The 23143-nt window shown below is 63.0% G+C and carries 21 protein-coding genes and 2 riboswitches; of the genes, 13 read left to right on the top strand and 8 right to left on the bottom strand.

What is annotated here, in order from left to right; genetic code table 11:
• Positions 1-23: 23 nt before the first annotated feature.
• Genes biuH through PQQ96_RS35405 form a run of 5 tightly spaced genes read left to right on the top strand, consistent with a single transcriptional unit; the run spans position 24 to position 4288 of the window.
• Entirely contained in the window at positions 24-764 is a 741-nt protein-coding gene (biuH, locus tag PQQ96_RS35425; protein WP_408301123.1) for a biuret amidohydrolase, read from the top strand.
• A 3-nt stretch (positions 765-767) separates the two neighbouring features.
• Positions 768-2405 (top strand): ABC transporter ATP-binding protein, encoded by a 1638-nt coding sequence (locus PQQ96_RS35420; protein WP_408301122.1) that lies wholly within the window; start codon positions 768-770, stop codon positions 2403-2405.
• Positions 2402-3097, top strand: a complete 696-nt coding sequence (locus PQQ96_RS35415) for a cysteine hydrolase family protein (protein ID WP_408301120.1) — start codon at positions 2402-2404, stop codon at positions 3095-3097. Before PQQ96_RS35420 ends, PQQ96_RS35415 begins: the two co-directional genes overlap by 4 nt.
• Positions 3088-3474 carry an oxalurate catabolism protein HpxZ gene (gene hpxZ, locus PQQ96_RS35410; protein WP_408301118.1) on the top strand — a complete coding sequence of 129 codons (387 nt, stop codon included), beginning with the start codon at positions 3088-3090 and terminating at the stop codon, positions 3472-3474. Before PQQ96_RS35415 ends, hpxZ begins: the two co-directional genes overlap by 10 nt.
• Before the next feature lie 37 nt (positions 3475-3511).
• Positions 3512-4288, top strand: a complete 777-nt coding sequence (locus tag PQQ96_RS35405) for a GntR family transcriptional regulator (RefSeq protein WP_408301116.1) — start codon at positions 3512-3514, stop codon at positions 4286-4288.
• A 78-nt stretch (positions 4289-4366) separates the two neighbouring features.
• Here PQQ96_RS35405 and PQQ96_RS35400 read toward each other — a convergent pair whose 3' ends face one another.
• The 4 genes from PQQ96_RS35400 to PQQ96_RS35385 all read right to left on the bottom strand — a co-directional run bounded on the left by PQQ96_RS35400 (position 4367) and on the right by PQQ96_RS35385 (position 8052).
• Complete coding sequence (locus tag PQQ96_RS35400; RefSeq protein ID WP_028194510.1) at positions 4367-5410, bottom strand: rod shape-determining protein; 1044 nt, start codon at positions 5408-5410, stop codon at positions 4367-4369.
• Positions 5411-5533: 123 nt separating this feature from the next.
• Entirely contained in the window at positions 5534-5932 is a 399-nt protein-coding gene (locus tag PQQ96_RS35395) for a hypothetical protein (RefSeq protein ID WP_408301115.1), read from the bottom strand.
• Positions 5933-6186: 254 nt separating this feature from the next.
• On the bottom strand, positions 6187-7257 hold the full coding sequence (locus tag PQQ96_RS35390; RefSeq protein ID WP_408301114.1) for an ABC transporter substrate-binding protein: 1071 nt from the start codon (positions 7255-7257) through the stop codon (positions 6187-6189).
• Positions 7258-7430: 173 nt separating this feature from the next.
• Positions 7431-7566, bottom strand: a riboswitch (guanidine-I (ykkC/yxkD leader).
• A 117-nt stretch (positions 7567-7683) separates the two neighbouring features.
• Entirely contained in the window at positions 7684-8052 is a 369-nt protein-coding gene (locus PQQ96_RS35385; RefSeq protein WP_408301112.1) for a MarR family transcriptional regulator, read from the bottom strand.
• Positions 8053-8208: 156 nt separating this feature from the next.
• Here PQQ96_RS35385 and PQQ96_RS35380 point away from each other — a divergent pair, with 156 nt between their 5' ends.
• Both PQQ96_RS35380 and PQQ96_RS35375 read left to right on the top strand, forming a co-directional pair.
• A complete protein-coding gene (locus PQQ96_RS35380; RefSeq protein WP_408301110.1) occupies positions 8209-9138 on the top strand; it encodes a sugar phosphate isomerase/epimerase family protein in 930 nt (309 codons plus the stop codon).
• Between the two features lie 9 nt (positions 9139-9147).
• Entirely contained in the window at positions 9148-10206 is a 1059-nt protein-coding gene (locus PQQ96_RS35375) for an isopenicillin N synthase family dioxygenase (protein WP_408301109.1), read from the top strand.
• A 192-nt stretch (positions 10207-10398) separates the two neighbouring features.
• On the opposite strand, the gene PQQ96_RS35370 is transcribed toward PQQ96_RS35375, so the two are convergent.
• Positions 10399-10527, bottom strand: a complete 129-nt coding sequence (locus tag PQQ96_RS35370) for a hypothetical protein (protein WP_408301107.1) — start codon at positions 10525-10527, stop codon at positions 10399-10401.
• A 279-nt stretch (positions 10528-10806) separates the two neighbouring features.
• Positions 10807-10964, top strand: a riboswitch (guanidine-I (ykkC/yxkD leader).
• A 57-nt stretch (positions 10965-11021) separates the two neighbouring features.
• Between PQQ96_RS35370 and PQQ96_RS35365 the strand changes: the two genes are divergently transcribed.
• From PQQ96_RS35365 to PQQ96_RS35345, 5 genes are all read left to right on the top strand, one after another.
• On the top strand, positions 11022-11777 hold the full coding sequence (locus PQQ96_RS35365; protein WP_408301106.1) for an urea amidolyase associated protein UAAP1: 756 nt from the start codon (positions 11022-11024) through the stop codon (positions 11775-11777).
• 11 nt (positions 11778-11788) lie between these two features.
• The gene (locus PQQ96_RS35360; protein WP_408301104.1) at positions 11789-12445 is read left to right on the top strand and encodes an urea amidolyase associated protein UAAP2; all 657 of its coding nucleotides are present in this window, start codon (positions 11789-11791) and stop codon (positions 12443-12445) included.
• Positions 12442-16074 carry an urea carboxylase gene (gene uca / locus PQQ96_RS35355; RefSeq protein ID WP_408301102.1) on the top strand — a complete coding sequence of 1211 codons (3633 nt, stop codon included), beginning with the start codon at positions 12442-12444 and terminating at the stop codon, positions 16072-16074. The genes PQQ96_RS35360 and uca overlap by 4 nt, the downstream gene beginning before the upstream one ends.
• Before the next feature lie 46 nt (positions 16075-16120).
• The gene (locus PQQ96_RS35350) at positions 16121-17092 is read left to right on the top strand and encodes an ABC transporter permease (RefSeq protein ID WP_408301100.1); all 972 of its coding nucleotides are present in this window, start codon (positions 16121-16123) and stop codon (positions 17090-17092) included.
• 96 nt (positions 17093-17188) lie between these two features.
• On the top strand, positions 17189-18100 hold the full coding sequence (locus PQQ96_RS35345; protein ID WP_408301098.1) for an ABC transporter ATP-binding protein: 912 nt from the start codon (positions 17189-17191) through the stop codon (positions 18098-18100).
• A 36-nt stretch (positions 18101-18136) separates the two neighbouring features.
• On the opposite strand, the gene PQQ96_RS35340 is transcribed toward PQQ96_RS35345, so the two are convergent.
• Both PQQ96_RS35340 and PQQ96_RS35335 read right to left on the bottom strand, forming a co-directional pair.
• Positions 18137-19633 carry a M81 family metallopeptidase gene (locus PQQ96_RS35340; protein ID WP_408301096.1) on the bottom strand — a complete coding sequence of 499 codons (1497 nt, stop codon included), beginning with the start codon at positions 19631-19633 and terminating at the stop codon, positions 18137-18139.
• Between the two features lie 141 nt (positions 19634-19774).
• Positions 19775-21082 (bottom strand): MFS transporter, encoded by a 1308-nt coding sequence (locus PQQ96_RS35335; protein ID WP_408301094.1) that lies wholly within the window; start codon positions 21080-21082, stop codon positions 19775-19777.
• A 200-nt stretch (positions 21083-21282) separates the two neighbouring features.
• Here PQQ96_RS35335 and PQQ96_RS35330 point away from each other — a divergent pair, with 200 nt between their 5' ends.
• Positions 21283-22206: a LysR family transcriptional regulator gene (locus tag PQQ96_RS35330; RefSeq protein WP_408301092.1), complete on the top strand. Its 924-nt coding sequence runs from the start codon at positions 21283-21285 to the stop codon at positions 22204-22206.
• 103 nt (positions 22207-22309) lie between these two features.
• On the opposite strand, the gene PQQ96_RS35325 is transcribed toward PQQ96_RS35330, so the two are convergent.
• Positions 22310-23071, bottom strand: a complete 762-nt coding sequence (locus PQQ96_RS35325; protein WP_408301090.1) for a hypothetical protein — start codon at positions 23069-23071, stop codon at positions 22310-22312.
• Positions 23072-23143: the final 72 nt, after the last annotated feature.

The raw sequence follows: 23143 nt of genomic DNA, 5'->3' as shown, positions 1-23143 counted from the left end.
AACCCATCAAGGATCTCACCACCATGAACCGATTCATCGAAGCGAAGCCCTATCCGTGGCCCTACGACGGCAACCTGCGCGCGGACAACACGGCGCTGGTGATCATCGATATGCAGACGGATTTCTGCGGCCACGGCGGCTATGTCGACAAGATGGGTTACGACCTGTCGCTGACGCGCGCGCCGATCGAGCCGATCAAAAGCATCCTGAAGCCGATGCGCGATCTGGGCTTCACGATCATCCACACGCGTGAGGGGCATCGACCGGACCTCTCCGACCTTCCCGCGAATAAACGCTGGCGCAGCCGCCGCGCGGGCACTGACGGTGTGGGCATCGCCGACGACGGCCCGTGCGGCAGGATCCTCGTGCGCGGCGAACCGGGCTGGGAAATCATCGACGAACTGAAGCCGTTGCCGGGCGAAATCATCATCGACAAACCCGGCAAGGGTTCCTTCTGCGCGACGGATCTCGAACTGATCCTGCGTACACGTGGCATCGTCAATCTGGTGCTGACCGGCATCACCACCGACGTTTGTGTCCACACGACGATGCGCGAAGCCAACGATCGCGGCTTCGAATGCACGGTGCTGGCCGATTGCTGCGGCGCGACCGACAAAAGCAATCACGACGCCGCGTTGCACATGATCACCATGCAAGGCGGTGTGTTCGGCACGGTGTCGGACTCGCACGCGCTGCTCGCTACGCTATCGGCTACGACTACGACTACGGCGCCGGCAGCGGCGCTGGCCACTTCAGGCAGATAAACCATGACCACGGCGCCGAAGGCATTGGGCGTGGAAGTGCTGAACGCAAGCAAATCGTTCGGCGCGTTTCGCGCATTGGATAACGTCTCGATCAAAGTCAAGGCCGGCAAGATCCACGCGCTGCTCGGCGAGAACGGCGCGGGCAAGAGCACGCTCGTGAAGGGACTGGTCGGCTACGGCGTGCTCGACGGCGGACAGATCGCCGCCGACGATCGTGAAGTCCATATCGCGTCGCCGCGCGATGCACAGGCGCTCGGCATCGGCATGGTGTATCAGCATTTCACTCTGGCGTCCGGCCTATCGGTCGAGGAAAACCTGCTGCTCGCGCGCGGACGGATGCCGTGGAAAATCGACTGGAAGGGCGAGCGCGCCGCGCTTGCCGCATTTATGCAGCGCATGCCGTTTCGCTTGCCGCTCGACGCGCCGGTGGCCATTCTCGCTGCCGGTGAAAAGCAGAAACTCGAGATCCTCAAGCAGTTGTATCTCCAGCAGCGCTTCCTGATTCTCGACGAACCCACCTCGGTGCTGACGCCCCAAGAGGCCGATGAAGTGCTCGGCCTGATGCGCGAACTGACTTCACACGGCGAGCTGACCGTGCTGATGATCACGCACAAGTTCCGCGAGGTGATGGCGTATGCCGACGACGTCACCGTGTTGCGCAAGGGCAGGCAAGTCGGCACGAGCGCGGTTGCCAACACCAGTCGCGACGAACTCGCAGCGTGGATGATGGGCACCGTCGCTACCCATGCGCCGAACGAAGTCCCCTTGGAGGACGAAGCGCCGGTGATGGCCGCGGTGACCGTGGAACGCCTGCCACGCAAACCCGTCGGCGACATGGCGCAAGTGCGTCTCGCACTGCACGACGTATCAGTGGAAGACGATCGTGGCCACACGGCGGTCAAGCACGCGACGCTGTCCGTGCGGGCGGGCGAAATCCTTGGGCTGGCGGGCGTTTCCGGCAACGGACAGAAGGAACTGGTGGAAGCGCTGGTCGGCCAACGCCGTGTGAAAGCCGGCGACATGGAGGTGGCGGGCAAGGCCTACCATGCAACGCGCGAAGAGATGACCCAAAGGCGCGTGTTTGCGATTCCCGAGGAGCCACTGAAAAACGCCTGCGTCGCCGCAATGAGCGTGGCGCAGAACCTCGCGCTGCGCGACTTCGATCGCGAGCCGTTGCGGCGCGGCGGCTGGTGGCTCGACCGGCGTGTCGTGCGCGAGCGCGCCGCACAGTTGATCGGCGAATTCAACGTGAGGCCGCCGCTGCCCGAACGGGCGATCGGCACGCTGTCGGGCGGCAATGTGCAGCGCGCGGTGCTGGCGCGCGAACTCGGACAACCGGTGGATGTGCTGATCGTCGCCAATCCTGTGTTTGGTCTGGATTTCGCGTCGGTCGCCGATATCCATGCCCGTCTGATGGCCGCACGTGATGCCGGCGCGGCGGTGCTGCTGGTTAGCGAGGACCTCGACGAACTGCTCGAACTGGCAGACCGCATCGTGGTGATCGCGGAGGGCAAGCTGGTGTTCGAAACGCCGGCAGCGCGCGCGGATCGGGCCGTGCTCGGTCAGCATATGGCAGGGCACGGCGATACCCCGGCGCATCGCGGCGTACCCGCAGAGAGAATGAAGGAAGCCATCGGATGACACAGCAAACCGGGTTGACGATCGACGCTCAACCGGGTCCCTTCACATTGGACCCCACGAAAACCGCACTGATCGTGATCGACATGCAACGCGATTTCATCGAACCGGGCGGCTTCGGTGAATCGCTTGGTAATGACGTATCGCTGCTGGCTGAGATCGTGCCGACCGTCGCGGCATTGCTGGCCTTCGCGCGCAGGCATCAATGGCTGGTGGTGCACACGCGTGAATCGCATGCGGCGGATCTGTCCGACTGTCCGGCGGCGAAACGGCTCAGAGGTGCACCCAATGCCCGCATCGGCGATGCAGGGCCGATGGGGCGCATCCTGATTCGCGGCGAGGCCGGCAACGCAATCATCGAACCGCTCGCGCCGCTTGCCGGTGAACTCGTGATCGACAAACCTGGCAAGGGCGCGTTCTATGCCACCCGGCTTGGCGAAGAGCTCGCGATGCGCGGCATCACGCATCTTGTGTTCGCGGGCGTGACCACTGAAGTGTGCGTGCAGACGTCGATGCGCGAAGCCAACGACCGCGGCTACGACAGTTTGCTGATCGAAGACGCGACCGCCAGCTATTTCCCTGCGTTCAAACAGGCGACGCTCCACATGGTTAGCTCGCAAGGCGGCATTGTCGGCTGGACCGCGCCGTTTTCATCATTGACGAAGCTCGACGAGACGATTCCGGCATGGAGATAAATCAGCCCGAAGTGGTCGCTCAAGTGCAGGCAGCCTTTATCGAATACGAGCGGGCGCTCGTCGACAACGACGTTGCGGCGATGAACGCGCTGTTCTGGCACACGCCGCAGACGGTCCGCTATGGCATTGCCGAAATCCAGCATGGCGGCGAAGCGATCCGCGCATGGCGTGAGACCTGTTATCCGGTGCCGAAGTCGCGCAAGCTGCATCGCACCGTGGTAACAACCTTCGGCACCGACTTCGCCACCGTCAGCACTGAATTCACCAGCGACGCAACGCCGTTGATTGGCCGTCAGATGCAGACATGGGCGAGGCTTGGTCCCGCCGACTGCTGGAAGATCGTCGCGGCTCACGTCAGCCTTATCGCGATGCCATGAAACGCCGATAATAAGAAAAGAGGGGGATGAGGCATCAATGAACGACGATACGACGAATCTGCTCGAGCCCCCCGCAGAGCCTGAAACGCCAGGCGCTGCGGGAACGCCGGGCATGCCTGCCGCTCCGGCCGCGGCCAATCAGCTCGCCGAGCAGGTGTACCAGCAACTGAAGAACGATATCTTCAGTTTCCGCCTGTTTCCCGGCGACCGCTTTTCCGAAAACGGCATCGCGCAGCACTACGGCGTGTCGCGTACACCGATGCGCGACGGCCTGTTTCGTTTGCAACGCGAGGGCTATCTGGAAGTCGGCTTCCGGCGCGGCTGGAAAGTGTCACCGATCAATTTCGACCAGCTCGATCAGCTCTACGATTTGCGCATCGTGCTGGAAGTGGCGGCCGTCGAGCGGGTGGGGGCAGGCGGCGACGTCGCGCATGCGGCCGTCGAAGCGCTGAAGGCGACATGGTGCGTCGAGCCCGAATTGCGTGAGAGCGATCCGGTGAAGATGTTCGGCATGGATGAGAACTTCCACCGGCAACTCGTCGCGGCGACCGGCAACGCGGAGATGCTGCGGGTGCACAACGAAGTGACCGAGCGCATCCGCATCGTGCGGCGGCTGGACTTTCTGAAGCCCCACCGCACGAGCGCCACCTACGACGAACATTCGACCATGCTGAGCCTGATCGAGCGCAACCGGCTGACGGAGGCGATCATGCTGCTGCGCGCGCATATCACGCAGAGCAAACTGGAAGTGCGCAAGATCACGCTCTCGATGCTGGCCGCGGCGCGCGATAGCAAGTTGCCGTTCGTGTCCTGATGGCCGCGCGGCTCCTGAGGGCCTGAGCGGCCTGGCCGCGCGCTGCAATGCGTGAAGAGGCCGCCACGCTACCGTCACTCACTCGTAAGAGAAAGCCCCGCCAAACTTATCCATCCGCTCCAGCGCCATCCCGGAGCCCCGCACCACACAAGTCAGCGGCGCCTCGGCAACAAACACCGGCAGACCCGTTTCTTCCGCAAGCAACCGATCCAGATCGCGCAGCAATGCGCCCCCACCCGCTAGCATGATGCCGCGCTCGGCGATGTCGGCGCCCAGTTCCGGCGGCGTCTGTTCCAGCGCGATCTTCACCGCGGAGACAATCTGATTCAGCGGATCGGTGAGCGCTTCGAGAATCTCGTTGCTGGATACCGTGAAACTGCGCGGAATGCCTTCGGACATATTGCGGCCCTTGACCTCCATCTCCTTGACTTCGGAGCCCGGAAACGCGGAGCCAATTTCCTTCTTGATCGCCTCGGCGGTCTGTTCGCCGATCAGCATGCCGTAGTTGCGGCGGATGTAGTTGACGATTGCATCGTCGAACTTGTCTCCTCCCACGCGTACCGAACCCTTATAGACGACGCCGCCGAGCGAGATCACGCCGACTTCCGTCGTGCCGCCGCCGATGTCGACCACCATCGAACCGGTCGCCTCGGACACGGGCAGCCCGGCGCCAGTGGCCGCGGCCATCGGTTCTTCGATCAGATAGACCTGCGAGGCGCCCGCGCTATGTGCGGCTTCCTTGATTGCCCGGCGTTCGACCTGGGTCGACCCGCACGGCACGCAGATGATGATGCGCGGCGACGGCGCGAACATCCGCGACTCGTGCGCCATCTGGATGAAGCGCTTGATCATCTGCTGGGTAATGTTGAAGTCGGCGATCACGCCGTCCTTCATCGGGCGGATCGCCTCGATATTGCCCGGCACCTTGCCGAGCATCTGTTTCGCTTCCTTGCCGACGGCCAGAATGATCTTCTTGCCGTTCGGGCCGCCTTCCTGACGAATCGAGACCACCGAGGGCTCGTCCAGCACGATACCCTTACCACGCATATAAATAAGGGTGTTCGACGTGCCGAGGTCGATTGCCAGGTCGTTGGAAAAATAGCCGCGCAAAAAACCGAACATGCAAATTCCTGTGTTACTGATGCCAGGCGCGTGAACGCGCCGCTTGGGAGTGCCGCCCGGGGGGCGGCAGGCGACCAGATAGTGGTCGGGAGAGGGGGAAGAATAACAGCTTCGGGCGGTGGGCTAGTTTGGCGAGCGCGGCCGCAACGAGTTGTCGATCTGCCATTTGATGCGGCCGCAATTGTTTTTGACGCGCGCCTCGTAGTCGGTTGGGGCACTCAGGCGCAACGAGCGCATCTGGATTGCGTCGTTATCCCCGCGCCGCCAACCCGCTTGCCAGCGAGTATCGAACTGGCTGGCCTCGGTCAGCACCTTCGTGAGCTTCGCCTTGTACTGCGCCACGTCCGCCGGCGTCCATCCGCAGAACTCCTGGACAAAGTGCGCCCGCTCGCCGGCGGCCTCCGCGTTGGCGTTCGCACCGTCCTCGCTGGCTGACGCGGGCCGGGGCAGTGCCGCCGACAGAAGCAATAGTGTGAGCGTCAGCGCGAATCGGACTTTATAGCAACAGCGGTTTTTATACACGATTGCCTCCTCGTTGGCGTTCCCGGGCGCCGCAACGAATAGCGAACGTGCTGCGGCAGCGCGTGCGGCTGCCTATATTACCGTGTATGGGCAAGCTTTCGTCGAGGTCGCGTCCGCCCTGGCCGTCCCTTGACTGAGCGGTGCCTCCGCGCGAGTCGATCCGAACCGGTCACAGCGCGACAGGAGACACGCCGACCTGGCGCATGTCTCCCGCACGCGGCTAGCGTGATCCAGGGCGCAACATGGCGCACGACTCAAGGCGCATTGGTCAATGCCGGGTCGAGATAGGCACTCACGTTCTGCGATTGCTTGTAGACCGCGTTGCGCACGTTGAACTTGTCCGCGTTCACGCTCGAACCGTACACCGAGTCGAGCCCGTCACCCTTGATGAAGGCCTTCCTGGCCGCCGCCGCGTCGAGCAGGTGCGTGCCTTTCAGCAAGGGCAGATACTGGGCCGGCGTCAGCCCGACGCGCGCGGACATGATCTTCACGGCATCCGGTTGCGTCTTGGGATCGTTGATGTAGGCCACGCAGCGATACCAGACCTTGATTACCTTGGCCCAGTCGGCCTTGCGCGACTGCAGACTGACCGGATTGACCGTGATCGCGTCGTAGATCAGGCCTGGCGCGTCGGCCGAGGTGAAGATCGGACGTGAGCCCGGTACGCGCTTGAGTGCTTCGCCCGCGTTCGGTTGCCACGCGCCGACTGCGGCGACGTCGTTGGACGACGCCAGCACTTGCGGTAACTCGTTCGTCTTCGCGTTGACGAGCGTGATGTCCGATTCCTTGAGCGCATGCTTCTCCAGCGCCGTGTCCAGCAGCAGGTGATCGACGAGACCCATTTCGACACCGACCTTCTTGCCCTTGAGTCCATCGACCGTGCGAATGGGCGGCTTGGCCACGATCATGTCGTTGCCGCTCGAGTAATCGGTCAGGAGGATCATCACGTTTTTGGCGCCGCTTGCGCCGGTGACGAGCGCATCGCCGTTGGTTGCGCCGACTGCGTCGAGCTTGCCGGCGGAGAATGCATCGAGCGAGGCCGAGTAGTCGAACCACTGGAAATTGACATCCACGCCGGCCTCCTTGAACCAGCCTTTGTCGATGGCAATCTGAAAGGCGACGAAGCCGGGCCAGTCGCTATAGCCGATGGCGAGGGGCGCAGCCGCTTGTGCGGGGGTGGCGCCGAAACCGGCGAAACCTATAGCAAGCGCGGCGGCAGCGCCAGCGATCGCGCCACGCACGCGGCGTGGCGAGGCAAGGCTGCTCAGCGACGGATGGGACAGAAGGGACAGAAGGGACGTACGGGCGGATTCGAAGCGTTTCATCGTTTTCTCCAGGAGACCGGTCAATTGCGATTGTTGAGTTGGATCGCGCGGCGACTGCGCGATAAAACAACATGACCGGTTCCCCCGAGAATCCGAACGATGCGGACACTGCGCGAAAACTGCGGGAGACAAACGCCGGCCACGGAGAGGCACGATAGGCATTGCTATCGCCAATCTCCCGGGCTTTTGTCCCGCCGTGTAGTGCAGCAGTCGTTCGTTTCCGGATCAAACCCGAGTCGAACGAACCGATGCACCGGGCTGCTCTCGGACCAGACATTCTTGCGAACCGGAACCCTAGCATCCCTAAGATGCGACGCTGCCGCACCTCTCGGCCATTCATCAAGCGAGAAATATGCCAGCCGAACCGGGCGATGCATTGAGGTGCTGTTATCCGAACGCTTCAACGCAAACATGCATGGCAACGGCTCAATCCAGCGCGGCAAAACGGTGATGCACGTAGGCGAGAAACTGTTCGAGGCGCTCCTCGATCGATGCCGCGAGACTGATCCGCTTGATGCGTCGATCCGCTTCGGAACTCGTCTCCAGCAGCCAGCCGGCATCGATCAGCGCCTGCACGTAGCGCACCGCGGTGCGGCGGCTCACGCCAGGCATGAATTCGTAGAGCGCTGTCTTGGCGAAGTCATCGTCCGACTCCACCCACATCCGGCAAAACAGATCGCTGTAGTTGAGGTCGTTCAACCCCAGGTCGCCGAAATGCGACGACCACTGCCAGTCCATGTCGAGAATGGCGCGCGCGACGGCTTGCCCCTTGTGACGCGCAAGTTTCTTCTTCATCGATTCACCATGAGGAGGAGGGGTGCACAGTTTAAGTGCTAATCGCGCCGGAAATCGGGCGCGCCAAAATTATGCACGGCGACACCAGGCGTTTTTATTGGCGAGTCAAATTCGTGTGTACCATTGCATGCAATTTTGCATGCAATTGGAGAGACGATGAAATTCGAACTGTTCAAGACGTTCTGGGGATTCAACGGTGGTCCGCATGATGCCGCACCGCTGGTGCGCGCTGCCGGCTTCGACGGAATCGAGGCGCCGGTTCCCGCGGGTGAGACCGAGCGCGAGGCTTTCGCGCAGGCCATTGCCGACGAAAATCTCGCGTTTATCGCCGAGATCACGACGGCGGGCAGTTATGTGCCGGAACGGTCCGCGACGCCGGCGGACCACCTGCGCGACTTCGAGGAAAAGATCGTGTGGGGCAAGCCGCTCAAGCCACGCTTTTTCAACGTGATGGCAGGCTGCGATGCGTGGCCGGCCGCCACCCAGATGGATTTTTTCGCGCGTGCGGTGGAGATCGCCGCGAAGCACGAGGTGACCTGCAGCTTCGAGACGCATCGCGGCCGCTCGTTCTACAACCCGTGGATTACTCGCGATGTCGCGCGTGCGGTGCCGACGCTCAAGCTGACGTGCGACTTCAGTCATTGGGTGTCGGTATGCGAGCGTCTGCTCGACGGCGAGGGTGGCGAATGGGACACGATCCTTGAGCTTGCGCCGCATGCGCATCATCTGCACGGGCGTGTCGGCTATCCGCAAGGTCCTCAGGTTCCGCATCCGGCTGCGCCCGAGTACGCGGACTGCCTCGCCTCGCACCAGCGGATCTGGGAGGCGCTGTGGAGCGCACAGATCGACAGGGGCTACACGACCACGACGATGACGCCCGAGTTTGGACCCGATGGCTATCTGCACACCTTGCCTTTCACGAATGCGCCGGTGGCCAATCTGTGGGAGATCAACACGTGGATGGGGCGCGAAGAGCGGCGCCATCTCGCGGCGTTTCTTGCCGGGCGCGAGGCGCGCGGCGGCCTGCGAACCGAACTGCAAACGCATTCGCCGACTCGATCGTCCGTCGAACCGCAGCACGCATAGGCCAAGCTCATGAGCCAAACTCACACCCGTTTCGACCGCCTGCCCATCGTCGACGTCAGCGGCCTATTTAGCGATGACCCCGACCGGCGTCTCGCGACCGCCCGCGAGCTCGACCGCGCGGCGCGTGACGCGGGCTTCTTCTACGTCACCGGCCATCAGGTCTCACGCGCCCAGCAAGCTGCGCTAATAGAACAGGCAAAGCGGTTCTTCGCTGCGCCCGCCGACTGGAAGATGCGCTATTACATCGGCAAATCGACCTCGCATCGCGGCTACGTGCCCGAAGGCGAAGAGGTGTTCGCGGGCGGCAAGCGCGACAGGAAGGAGGGGTTCGACACGGGCCGGGAACTGCCGCCTGACGATCCCGACGTCAAAGCCGGCACGCCGATGCTCGGGCCCAATATGTGGCCTGAGCAGCCAGGTTTTCGTGAAGCGATCGGCTGCTATTACAACGCGGCGTTCGCGCTCGGTCGCGCGTTGTTCGGCGGCTTCTCGCTCGCACTCGGCTTGCCGGAAACGCATTTCGACAGGTACTTGCAGAAGCCGCCGAGTCAGTTGCGCCTGCTTCACTATCCCTTCGACCCATCCGCGGAAGACCGGCCGGGCATTGGCGCGCATACCGACTACGAGTGCTTCACGATCCTGCTGCCGACAGCCCCCGGCCTCGAAGTGATGAACGGGGAGGGCGAATGGATCGACGCGCCGCCGGTCGACAACGCGTTCGTCGTGAACATCGGCGACATGCTGGAGGTGTGGACGGGCGGCACGTACGTGGCAACTTCACATCGTGTGCGCAAGGTGAGGGAAGAGCGCTACTCGTTTCCGCTCTTCTTCGCCTGCGACTATCGCACGGTAGTCGCGCCACTGCCGCAGTTCGCGACACCCGAGGCGGTGGCGAAATACCCACCGGTGTCGGCGGGCGACCATCTGTTCGCCCAGACGGCGCAGAGCTTTACCTATCTGAAGCAGCGTCTCGAACGCGGTGAGCTGGCATTGCCGGAAGGCGCGAAGGGTTTAGCGAGCTTTGGGCAACAGGCGCGTTATGCGGGTGCTGAGCAGGATGTGGCTTAATGAAGGCGTGATGCCCGATGGGACGCAGACGTTGGCGCGTTTCCGCAGCAAGTGCGTTAGCTAGCGTCGAGCAGTATGTTGCCTGGTGCGTCAATTTATGCGGCTGCTTATTGCGGCCGCCAGGCGAAGGCGAATTAACTGGGACTCGCCCACAAAGCACGACAAGCTAAAAAAACAACGGCGCCGTCTCGCCTACGAGCGGCGCCGTTGCTTCTGCAGTTCGATGAAACGCGCCGACATCAACGTGTAGAGCGTGCGGCGAAGCGTGGCAAGCTTAAGCATGATCGAATGGTCGAGTTGATGAGCGTGGCGTGATGTCACGCACACACCATGCCATCCTGCAGAGCCCTTACGCCGCGTGAGATACATGAGAGCCACGTAAGCGCGCAGCCCAATCATGGTGCTTCGCGCATTCAACTGGTGCCTGATCGCCCTCAACCGTGGTGCGTGCGTCATCACCCCAATCAACCACCGGGCGCAAAATTGCGCCGCCGACAGCATTCAATCCCTCGCCACCACGCGCTTAGCGCCTCTGCAACATGACCCTGGCACGCAACTCGCTTAGCTATGCAGCGAGAGGTGCGAAGTAATTTGCATCATCTTCAGGATCGCTAGGGTTCCGGTCGTAGCGCTTTAAAGGCTTTTAGATGGCTTTGAGGCGCGCACACGATGTCTGGTCCGAGAGCAATCCGGTCTTGCCGTTCACCTTCTTTCAAGGCGCCGGCGAGGCTCCACGGAGGGATAAAAGCCCGGGAGGTCGCGATGTCGGTCAATCGCCCTCTCATGCTTTTTCCCAACCGATACCTGGAGCCTCCATGTCGACGCAAACCCCTGTCGATCTCACACCGATCCCGCATGTGTTGTGGGAATCCGTGATTCCCGCCGGCACGCACTGGTCCGGCGTACTGCGCCGCGGCGTGGCGCTGCGCATTGTCGATCCCGAGGGCGGCGCCAATCTGGCCGGCGTGTTCTACCGGCACGACGAACCGCTCGAACGCTACAACATGGCCGATACGCTGAAGGCGCAGCACACCGCGCATCTGACGCGCGGTCACGTGCTCTATTCGGATATGGGCCGCGTGCTCGCCTCGATCACGGCCGACACGCTCGGCTGGCACGATCCGCTGGGCGGTCTCGGCGATGCCGAACTGTTCGCGAGCAAGTACGGCGAAGCCCGCTATCAGCAACACCGCAATGCAATGGTCCGTAACGGACGCGACAGCCTGCTGCTCGAACTGGCCAAGCACGGCCTGGGCACACGCGATCTCGTTGCCAACATCAACTTCTTCAGCAAGCTCGCCATTGCCGAGGACGGCTCGCTTGACTTCGTGACGGGTTATTCGAAAGCCGGCGCGGCGTTCGATCTGCGTTTCGAAATGGATACGCTCGCCGCGTTTTCGAGCGCACCGCATCCGTTGAATCCTTCCTGCGAATACGAACCGAGACCCGTCAGGCTGATCGCGTACCGCGCGTATGCCGCCGATGCCTCCGTACCCGCCGACGATCCTTGCCGCGCCGCCTGTGCCGAGAATGAGCGCGGCTTCGTCAACACCGATCGTCTGTTCGTTTGAGGAGACCCGCGATGCCCATTATCGAAAGCAAGCTCGACATCCATCACGCGGTCTACGACCTCACGCTGCCGTCCGGCGAACCATGGCTGCATGAAATCAAGCGCGGCCAGGTGTTCCGCATTCTCGACCTGGAAGGCAATCAGGCCGTCGACACCCTGTTCTACAACAGCGCCGATCCGCTCGAACGCTACAGCGCGCAGGACACGATTCGCGCGCAACGCAATCTCTATCTGTCCGCCGGCAGCGTGCTGATGTCGAACCTCGGCAAGCCGATGCTGACTCTCGTCGCGGACACGTGTGGGCGCCACGACACCCTCGGCGGCGCCTGCGCGGCCGAGAGCAATACGGTGCGCTATGCACTCGACAAACGCCATATGCATAGCTGCCGCGACAGCTTCCTGCACGCGCTGACGCATTGCACGTGCGGCGTGGGCACGCAGCTTACCAAGCGAGACATCGTCAGTAATATCAACTTCTTCATGAATGTACCGGTGACGCCGCTCGGCAAACTGAGCTTCGAAGACGGTATTTCGGCGCCGGGCAAATACGTCGAAATGCGCGCCGAGATGGACGTGACCGTATTGATCTCGAACTGTCCACAGCTAAACAACCCGTGCAACGGCTATAACCCGACGCCCGTGCGGCTGACCATCTGGGACATCCAATGACATTCGACAAAGTCCTGATTGCCAATCGCGGCGAAATTGCCTGCCGCGTGATTCGCACGCTTAAGCGGCTCGGCATTGCATCGGTGGCGGTCTATTCGGAAGCCGATCGCCACGCCATGCATGTGATGCTCGCCGATGAAGCCGTCTGCATCGGCCCAGCAGTGGCGGCCGCCAGCTATCTGAATAGCGCGGCGATTCTCGAGGCGGCGCGCGCAACCGGCGCGAATGCCATGCATCCCGGCTACGGCTTTCTCTCCGAAAATGCCGCGTTCGCGCAGGCATGCGAAGACGCGGGTATCCGCTTCATCGGGCCGCGCCCCGCACAGATGCTTGAATTCGGCCTGAAGCACACGGCACGCGAGCTCGCGAAGGCAAACGACGTGACGTTGCTACCGGGTACTGGCTTGCTGCCCGATGTTTCGGCCGCACTCAGCGAGGCCGAATCGATTGGCTATCCCGTGATGCTGAAAAGCACCGCGGGCGGCGGCGGTATCGGCATGTCGCTGTGCCGCGATGCGGCGCAACTGGAGAGCGTGTTCGCATCGGTCGCGCGGCTAGGCGAGGCCAACTTCGCGAACGCGGGTGTCTATATCGAGAAGTTTGTCGAGAATGCGCGCCACATTGAAGTGCAGATTTTCGGCGACGGCCGTGGCGGCGTGATCGCGTTAGGTGAGCGCGACTGCTCGGTGCAGCGGCGCAATCAGAAGGTGATCGAGGAGACGCCCGCGCCAGGTTTGACACAGGCGGAACGCGCGGCGCTGCACGCGAGCGCCGTGCGCCTCGCGCAGGCCGTGAAGTACGAATCCGCCGGCACGGTCGAGTTCGTCTTCGACGCCGACACGCGGCGCTTCTATTTCCTCGAAGTGAACACGCGGTTGCAGGTCGAGCATTGCGTCACGGAGGAGGTGACGGGCGTCGACCTGGTCGAGTGGATGATTCGCCAGGCAGAGGGCGAACTTGCGCCGCTCGACACGCTGGTTCCGACGCCCAGCGGGGCGAGCATTCAGGTTCGGCTGTACGCTGAAGATCCGCACAAGCACTTTCAACCGAGCGCGGGTGTCTTGACCCATGTCGCTTTCGCCGCCGATGCGCGGGTCGACACATGGGTCGATGCCGGCACCGAAGTCAGCGCGTTCTACGATCCGCTGCTCGCAAAGATCATCGTCAAAGGCGCGACCCGCGATGCCGCGCTCGCCGCAATGCGCGCCGCGCTGGCGCAAACGCAGCTTTACGGCATCGAGACGAACCTCGACTATTTGCGCGCCATCGCCGGTTCGGCGACCTTCGCGCGGGGCGAGCAAACCACCGGCTTCCTCACGCGCCTCATGTTCGCGCCGCACACCATCGACGTGCTCGACGGCGGCGTGCAGACCACCGTGCAGCAAACGCCGGGACGGGTCGGCTACTGGGACATCGGCGTGCCGCCGTCCGGTCCGATGGATGATCTGTCGTTCCGGCTCGCTAACGAACTGCTCGGCAATCCGGCCGACGCGGCGGGACTCGAATGCGCGATGGTCGGCGCGACGCTGCGCTTTAACACCGCGACGCTGTTCGTGCTGGGCGGCGCGCCGCTCGCCGCCACACTCGACGGCCAGTCGGTTACGCTGTGGCAGGTCACGCGGGCGACGGCGGGTTCAGTGCTCAAGCTCGGCGGTGTGACCGGCGCCGGTATGCGTGCGTGCCTCGCACTCAAGGGCGGCTTGCAGGTGCCGGACTATCTCGGCAGCAAGGCCACTTTCACGCTGGGCCAGTTCGGCGGCCACGCCGGGCGCGCTTTGCGCAAGGGCGACGTGCTGCATCTTGCCGCCGACGCAGGCCGTGGCGAAGCGGGCGCGCAACTCGATCCAGCGCGCGTGCCGGTGTTAACGCACGACTGGACCCTCGGTGTGCTCGACGGTCCGCACGGCGCGCCCGATTTCTTCACGCCCGATGACATCGCGATGCTGTACGGCACGCGCTGGACGGTTCACTACAACTCCAGCCGCACAGGAGTCCGGCTGATCGGTCCGAAGCCGCAATGGGCGCGCACGGACGGCGGCGAGGCAGGGCTGCATCCGTCGAATATTCACGACAATGCGTATGCGGTCGGCGCGGTCGATTTCACCGGCGACATGCCGGTGATTCTCGGCCCGGACGGTCCGAGCCTCGGCGGTTTCGTCTGTCCGGTGACGGTGGTGGGCGACGAGTTATGGAAGCTCGGTCAACTGCGGCCGGGGGATACGGTGCGCTTCGAACCGGTGCGCGCGCAACCGTCGCTGACGGCATCTGCTGGATCCGCTGTCTCTGTGGCGAGCGAGAACCTCAGCGCGCACGATTGCATTCTCTACAGCGATCCGTCGGCAGGCGAGGGAACGGGCGTGGTCTACCGCCGCTCCGGCGATCAGAACGTGCTGGTCGAATACGGCCCGCTCATGCTGGACCTGAACCTGCGCTTTCGCGTGCATGCGCTGATGAACTGGCTCGATGCACACCGACTGACTGGCATCGTCGATCTCACGCCGGGTATCCGCTCGCTGCAGGTGCATTTCGACCACCGGGCGCTGTCGCACGACACCTTGCTCGCCCATCTTCAGCAGGCCGAGCGCGAATTACCCGCCGTCGACGACATGCGCGTGCCGAACCGCATCGTGCATCTGCCGCTGTCATGGGACGACCCGTCGACGCGGATCGCGATCGAACGCTACATGCAATCGGTGCGGCCCGATGCGCCGTGGTGCCCGAGCAATATCGAGTTCATTCGCCGCATCAATGGTCTGGCTAGCATCGAGGACGTGAAACGCATCGTGTTCGATGCGCGGTACCTGGTGATGGGTCTCGGCGACGTCTATCTTGGCGCGCCGGTGGCGACGCCGCTCGATCCACGTCACCGGCTCGTCACGACCAAATACAACCCCGCACGCACCTGGACGCCGGAGAACGCGGTTGGGATCGGCGGTGCCTACCTCTGTGTGTATGGCATGGAAGGGCCAGGCGGCTATCAGTTTGTCGGCCGCACCGTCCAGATGTGGAACCGCTATCGCACCACGCGCGAGTTCGAAGCCGGCAAGCCGTGGCTGCTGCGGTTTTTCGACGAAATCCGCTTCTACGAAGTCAGCGAGGCCGAGCTTGCCGAACTGCGCACCGACTTCATCGCGGGCCGCGCGAGCCTGAAGATCGAGGAGTCGGTCTTCGACCTCGGTGCGTACAACCGCTTCCTGAAGGACGAAGCCGAATCGATTTCCGCCTTCAAGCACGCGCAACAGGCGGCGTTCGACGAAGAGCGCGAGCGCTGGAATGCCGCCGGGCACGCTGAGTATGTCGGCGAGCCGGCCAGCGACGCGGATTCGGCGGCCGGCAACGGAACGGCCGATGCGTTGGCGGCAGGTCAGCAAAGCATCGTCGCCGACGTCTCGGGCAGCGTCTGGAAACTTCTGGTGAGCGAGGGGGAGCGCGTGAGCGAAGGGCAGGTGGTGGCAATCGTGGAATCGATGAAGATGGAAGTCTCCGTTGCCGTCACGGAAGACGGTGTGATCGAAGCCATCGATTGTGTGGCCGGCGCGGCAGTCGTCGCAGGTCAGCGCTTGATGGTGCTGCGAGTACCCGGTGCCGGCGTTGCGGCCGGCGCCACCGAGGAGGCTACGTGCAAATGACACAACACGACGATCTGTTCGCAACCCGCTTGCCCCGGAGAATCCCATGACTGTCATGAACAGAAGTGACTGGTTCGCGGTACGTCGCGAACTCTCCGTGCGCGGCAAGTGGCTCCTGGGGTTCGGCTCGTTTTTGCTGCCGCTTCTCGTATGGTGCATCGTCAGCTACGTGCCGTTCGTCTGGCATCCGCAGGTGCTGATCGAAAGCCCGGGCAGTGTCGACTATTTCCAGCCTGGCATGCGGGTCGACAAGGACGTGTTCGCCGACGAGCTGAGTCATGCGCGAGCGGGTCACACCGCCTTGCCGACGGGCGAGCCGGTCAACCCGGTGTACCTGCCCGCGCCCCACGAAGTGCTGCGCGCGTTCTACACCGCGTTCACGACACCACCCGCGTCGCGCGACGGCGTGTGGTTGCATCAAAGCCTCTGGCACTCCATCCAGGTGATTTTCTGGGGCTTTGTGCTGTCGTCGGTGATCGGCGTGCCGATCGGCATCGTGTGCGGTACTTACAGTGCGATCGCGCGGCTGCAGGAGCCGTTTTTCGAGTTCTTCCGCTACTTGCCGGCCCCGGCGTTCGGCGCGCTGATGGTGGCGATCCTCGGCATTTATGACGGCCCAAAAATCGCAATCATCGTGATCGGCACGCTGTTCCAGCAAGTGCTGATCGTGGCGAACACCACGCGCAAGCTGGAGTACGGCCTGTTCGAAGCGGCCATGACGCTCGGCACAAAGAAACTCAAGCTGCTCACGCATGTGGTGATTCCCGGCATCCTGCCGGACCTGTATCGCGACCAGCGCATTCTGCTCGGCTGGGCGTGGACCTATCTGATCGTGGCGGAACTGGTCGGCACCAGCTCCGGCATCACGTGGTACATCACGCAGCAGGCGCGCTATGAGCATTTCGACAACGTCTATGCGGCGATCATGATGATCGGGATCATCGGACTGGGCACCGATCTGGTGCTGGCCTATCTCGGCCGCAGGCTGTTTCCGTGGGACCGCACGCTCAAAGCGTAGCGGGACCGTTCGCGCCACGGCCTGTCGCCATACACGCCATACACGCAATACACGCAGCACACGCAGCACACTGCACCGCATTCAAGGGATTCAATCATGTTAAATCCGCAACCGATTCCGTCGTACCTCATCCAGTCCGAAGCGGTGCGCGAGCGTTTCGACCGTCTGAAGTCGCGCGAGGTGATCCTCGAGGTTCGTGACCTCGACAAACGCTTCGAGAGTCCACAGGGCGAATGCACCGCGTTAAATGGCATCAACTTCAAAACGCACCGGCGCGAGTTCGTCTGCGTGATCGGACCATCGGGTTGCGGCAAGTCGACCTTGATCCGCATTCTCGCGGGCCTCGAACGGCAGACAAGCGGCCGCGTGCTGCTCGACGGCAAACCCGTGGAGGGTCCCGGCGCCGATCGCGGCATGGTGTTTCAGGGCTACACGTTGTTTCCGTGGCTGACGGTCAAGAAAAACGTCATGTTCGGTTTGAAGATGAACGGCCACAGCAGCGTGCATGCCGAGCGCGAAGCACTGCAATGGCTTGATCTGGTCGGTCTGACGAAGTTCGCCAATGCGTATCCGCACCAATTGTCCGGCGGGATGAAACAGCGCGTGGCGATTGCTCGTGCGCTCGCGAACCGGCCGCGGATTCTGCTGATGGACGAACCCTTCGGCGCGCTCGATGCGCAGACTCGCGCGAAGATGCAGACGCATTTGCTCGATATCTGGCGCAACATCGATGTGACCGTGCTGTTCATCACGCACGATCTGGACGAAGCGATTTTTCTCGCTGACCGCATCCTGGTGCTGAAGGCCAATCCCGGCGAGGTGCAGGAATTGATCGAGGTACCGGTCCCCCGTCCGCGCGATTATTCGCAGGTCACATCGCCGGAATTTCTCGCCACCAAGGCCCGGCTCGAAGCGCTGATTCATCCGCCCACGGCCGCCGTCGATGAAGACGATGTCGTCAGGCCGCATATGATCCGGATGGTAGACGTGGCGGATAACGTCGAATGATGGCGGGCTTTGTCGTTGCCCGCCCGGCCTGCGCAACTAGCCCACGAACGGCGCGCCCATTGGCCGTGTGCGGATGCCGGGCGTGAGCCGCGTCCACGGTAAGTCGCCCGGATCGGCTGTCATCGGACCGGGCGCCTTGGCAACCAGCACGGCGTGTGCAATCGGTTCGAAGTCCGCTCGAAAATGCACCGAACTCTTGTTCACGAGTATTTTCATCTGCTCCGGCTCGATGCCCGCGACCCGGTAAAGGTTGCGGTCGAGCATCTGCGCCTTGGTCGAACTCACGGCAATCCGCACGCCGCCGATCTTCAGGCAGGCGACAGGTCCGAGGTTCACCTGCATGCCGTGCATCATCGGTCCATCGTAGCGGCAACGGCCATCGGACAGCGCCATGACTTCGAAGCTGCCCGCGAACGGCGTGTCGCCCGGCACGTTCGAGCGGCCGCCGAGCGTCAACTCGAGCGTGGCGCCTACGCCCGCCGCGTGCGCTTGCGCGGCCGCTTCCGGATCCCAGATCAGACCGAGCGCGGCGTCTTGTGCGCCTTCGGCCAGCAACGCGCGCAGCATGCCGGTGGTGTTCGAATCGGCGCCCGCGCCTGGGTTGTCCTGCGTGTCCGCAATCACAACGGGTTTCTGCGCCGTGGCGGAGAGGCGCATCGCTTCGGTGACGGCAGCCGCGGGAGACAGAAACGGCACGGCCCATAACGATTCGTCGCGCAGCATGGTGTCGTAGAGCGCATCGACGGCAGTGCGCGCAGCCACCGCGTTGTCGCCATAGCCCCAGATGACCGGGCCGCATTCCGGAAAATCGGCAGCCGGAAAACCCGGCGCAAACGACAGCGAGACGACCTGATCTTTTTCCAGCGCGCCGAGGGCCTCGTACATCGAGCGAGCCGGTTCGAGCAGGGTGCACATGCCGTTGATCGGAATCAGAAACGGCAAGCGGCGCGCGGCGCGCACGAGCGGCTTGCGCTGGCCCAGCAGACGGGCGAGCAGGCGTTCCGCCCGTGCCCCCGCAGCTGCCATGTCGACGTGCGGATAGGTACGGTAAGCGACCAGCGCATCCGCGCTCGCGAGCATGCGCTCGGTCACGTTCGCGTGAAGGTCGAGCGAGGCGACGATCGGCACCGATGCACCGACCTTCGCCCGCAGCCGCGCCAACAGTTCACCTTCGCCGTCGTCCACATGCTGCGCGACCATCGCGCCGTGCAAGTCGAGATAGATGGCATCGAAGCCGCCGGCGCCTGCAGCCGCGACGATCTCGCCGGCAATCCGCTCGTAAGCGTCCTCGGTCACTTGCGCGGATGGGCTTGCCGCAGTCCAGATCACCGGCATCAACGTATGGCCGTGCTGCTCGCTCGCAAGAATGAAGCCGCCGATCGGCAGATTGACTTCGCGCAACGCGAGGACGGCATCGCCGCGTGCCATGGCCGGATGGCCCTCGCCGCGCACGAAGCTTTCGTAGGTCGCGGGTGAGGGCGCGAAGGTATTGGTTTCGTGCTGGAAGCCAGCAATCAGGATCTTGAATGCCAAGTTAATGCTCTCCGTCGAAGAAGCCGGCGCGCAGGGTCGCACCGGTATGTCCATTGAGTCGGGTCACTCAGTTTGGGCACTGAGTTTTGTCACTGACCCAGTTCATTGAGTCGGCTCACTGAGTCACGTGAGTCGGCCGTGTCAGGCCCGGCGAGCCTGTACGGCGGCAGGCGAAGGCAGGCGATTCGCGAGCAGCAGGATCGCGCCGAGCGCCAGCAGCCCGACCATCACGTACAGGCCGGCCTGCAGGTCGCCCGTCGCCGTCTTGGCGAGGCCGATGATCGTGGGGCTCAGAAAGCCGCCCAACAGACCAATGGTGTTGATCAAGGCGATGCCGCCGGCGGCTGAATCGCCCTTCAGATAAGCGGACGGAATGGCCCAGAAGACGGTGTAAGAGACCCACATCATCGCCGTGGCGATCGTCATGAAAAGCAACGACAAGACGAGATGCCCGCTCGCAAGCGTCGCGACGGCCAGCGCCACCGCACCGATGAGCGCCGGCACCGCGCTGTGCCAACGCCGTTCGCCGTGGCGATCCGAACTGCGTCCGCCGAGATACATGCCGATCACCGCAGCGATGTAGGGAATCGTCGAATAGAGGCCGATCTGCATCGTGTCGGTCACGCCGTCGGCTTTCAGAATGGTCGGCAGCCAGAAATTAACCGTATAGATGCCGCAGATCACGCAGAAATACGCGATCGCCATCAGGTACACGCGCGGATCGCGCGCGATCTGGCCGAACGAGTGATGCGCCACGGACGGTGCGCCTAGCCCGCTGTCGAGCACCCGTTTGTCGTCGGCGGAGAGCCACTTCGCATCGGCCGGCCGATCGACCAGGAAGAACCACGCGATCACACCGAGCACGATGCACGGCAGTCCTTCGACCAGAAACATCCATTGCCACCCGGCGAGTCCATAGGCGCCTGCAAAGGCTGTCATGACCCACGTCGACAGCGGGCCGCCGACCACGCCGCTAAGCGGCCCGGCAATCATCACGGTCGCGATCGCGCGCGCCATGCGGGCTTCGCCGTACCAGTAGGTCAGGTAGAAGATCATCCCCGGCGCGAAGCCGGCTTCGAATACGCCGAGCAGAAAGCGCAGCCCGTAAAACATCGGCACGTTGTGGACGAACAGCATTGACGCTGATGTGAGGCCCCACAGCACCAGAATGCGGCTGATCGTCTTGCGCGCACCGACTTTCGGCAGCAGCAGATTGCTCGGCACTTCGAACAGCACATAGCCGAGAAAAAAGATGCCCGCGCCGACGCCGTAGACCGCGTCGGAAAAACCCAGATCGCTTTGCATCTGCAGTTTCGCGAAGCCGATGTTGAGCCGGTCGAGACACGCAAACAGATAGCAGATGAGCAGGAACGGCAGCAAACGCCAGTTGAGCCGGCTGTAAAGCGCCGTGGCCTCGTCGGCACTCGGATTCGATGGAATAGCGGACACGGACAGCCTCCAGGGGAATTGTTGCGAGCGGCGGGTAGGGAACGACTCTGCGATGACGGGGTATCGACTGTTTTTCAGGTAACGCGCCGATAGTCGGTAACCAATAACTGAGTAGCAAGAGCAACTAAAGTGAAGTAATGTTGCTCGTTGGGCAACACCCAACGATTGACCGAGATGAGCAAAGGCAAAGGAACCAGACGATGCGGGAAATCAACCAGCGCCGTTTGCGCTATTTCCATGAAGTCCTCACCCACGGCTCGATTCGCGGCGCGGCGGACCGGCTGAATACGGCTGCGTCGGTGATCACGCGGCAAATCAAGCTGCTGGAGGAGGAGATCGGCGCGCCGCTGTTCGAGCGCCGCGCGCGCGGTGTCGCGCCCACCGAAGCGGCGCAGCATCTGATCGAGTTCTGGCGCGGTTGCCAGGCGCAGCAGGAACAGTTCGAACAGCGCTTGCAGGCGCTCCATGGCCTGCAGCAGGGGCATGTCAGGCTGGCGATTAGCGAAGGCTATATCGACGGTCTGATGGACGAGGTGCTGACCGACTTCTGCGCCCACTATCCGAAGCTCGATATCACGGTGGAAACGCTGGCGGTCAACGACATCGTGAGCGAAGTCGTGGAAAGCCGCGCCCATATCGGGCTGGCGTACAACCCGCCGGGGGACCCGCACATCGAGTACCGGGCAACCTCGCTACAGCCTGTCGTGCTGCTCGTGCACGCCGGGCATCCGCTCGCCGTGCGCGGCGGCCCGGTCAGCATCGATGAGATGCTCCAGTGTCCGCTCGCACTGATGCCGCCGGCGTTCGGCCTCGGGCAGGCCGTGCAGATGCTCGCCTTCGCCGACAACCTGCAAATCCGGCCGACGCTCACCACCAACTCGCTGACGGTGTTGAAACGCTTCGTGAAGAAGGGCGAAGGGGCGACGCTGATGGGAAGCTTCGCCGCGATGCACGAAATCGCAGCGGGCGAACTCATTGCGTTGCCGATCGAGCATCCGCTGTTTGCCTCCGCGAAGGCCCGGATACTGGTTCGGGCAGGCCGGCCGTTGGCCACGGCCGCGGATGAACTGCTTCGCTGGATGCTGGAAAGGATGTCGATGTTTAACGGCGCGGCGGCCGGTTAAGCTTGGCTTTTGTGCGAGCGGGTGTGGCTGGTCACCGTGCGCAGCCAGATTGCCCGCTTATCTTCGCTCCGCTCAAAGCCGCGTCGGGCAGGTTGCGTCCTGTTTAGCTCACACCCACCGCCCAATCCACCGCTGCATCGAACAAACTGCTTCCCGCCGGCGACAGGTTGCCGAACGTGTCGTTGTTCAGGAAGAACATTACGCGCCGGGCCGGAGCCAGCGATTCGTAGTCCATCGTCGCGCCTTTCTCGTACGCAAAGATCGCCGCCTTCTCTGGCTGGCCATACAACGTCGCTATGGTCGTCGCGCCAAGGCCCGGTTTGCCCCAACTCATCGCCGCCTGTTTGACATAGACATTCGTCACGCCCGCCGGTAAGCCAGCTGCAATGGGGTGGGGCGCGTTGACCAGCCACAGGTAACGCTCTTTCTCCGCTTCGCCAAAATCGACGTCGTGACGCTTGCCCGTCATGGCGAAGTCGTCAAGCAAATCGTTTTCCCATGTCAACAACGGTTTGACCAGAAAGCGCCAGCCAGCCGCCACCTGCTTCGATGAGACCGTCGATGAAATCACGACAAGATCCGCGTCGCCGACCGCCTCAGGCGGTTGCGCCTGATCCAGCAGGCGCACGCTGTAGCCACGCGCGTCAAGATGTGCCGCAATCTTCTCGTCGACAGTCAGGTTCGGTCCGTTCAGTTGCACGACCATGACCACTTTCTTTCCCACGCATGGTCCGCTCGATGCGGCGCGCGCAGCCGGTGTCGTGACAGCCAACAGGGCGCCGAGGCCCGCCGCTGCGGTGAGAAATGTCCGGCGTTTGCCTGCGGGCACCAAACCGTTGCCAGCGCTACGGCTCCAAAGTTTCATCAGTGTCTCCGAGAAACCCCGACCTTCAGAGGCTGTCGCAAAACTTTTCTGCTGTGCGTCCAATTGAAGCCG

The sequence above is a fragment of the Paraburkholderia sediminicola genome, from assembly GCF_046027825.1.
GTDB lineage: Bacteria > Pseudomonadota > Gammaproteobacteria > Burkholderiales > Burkholderiaceae > Paraburkholderia > Paraburkholderia sediminicola_D.
The sequence above is the reverse complement of the archived record's forward strand: the minus strand, read 5'-3'. Positions and strand labels throughout refer to the sequence as shown.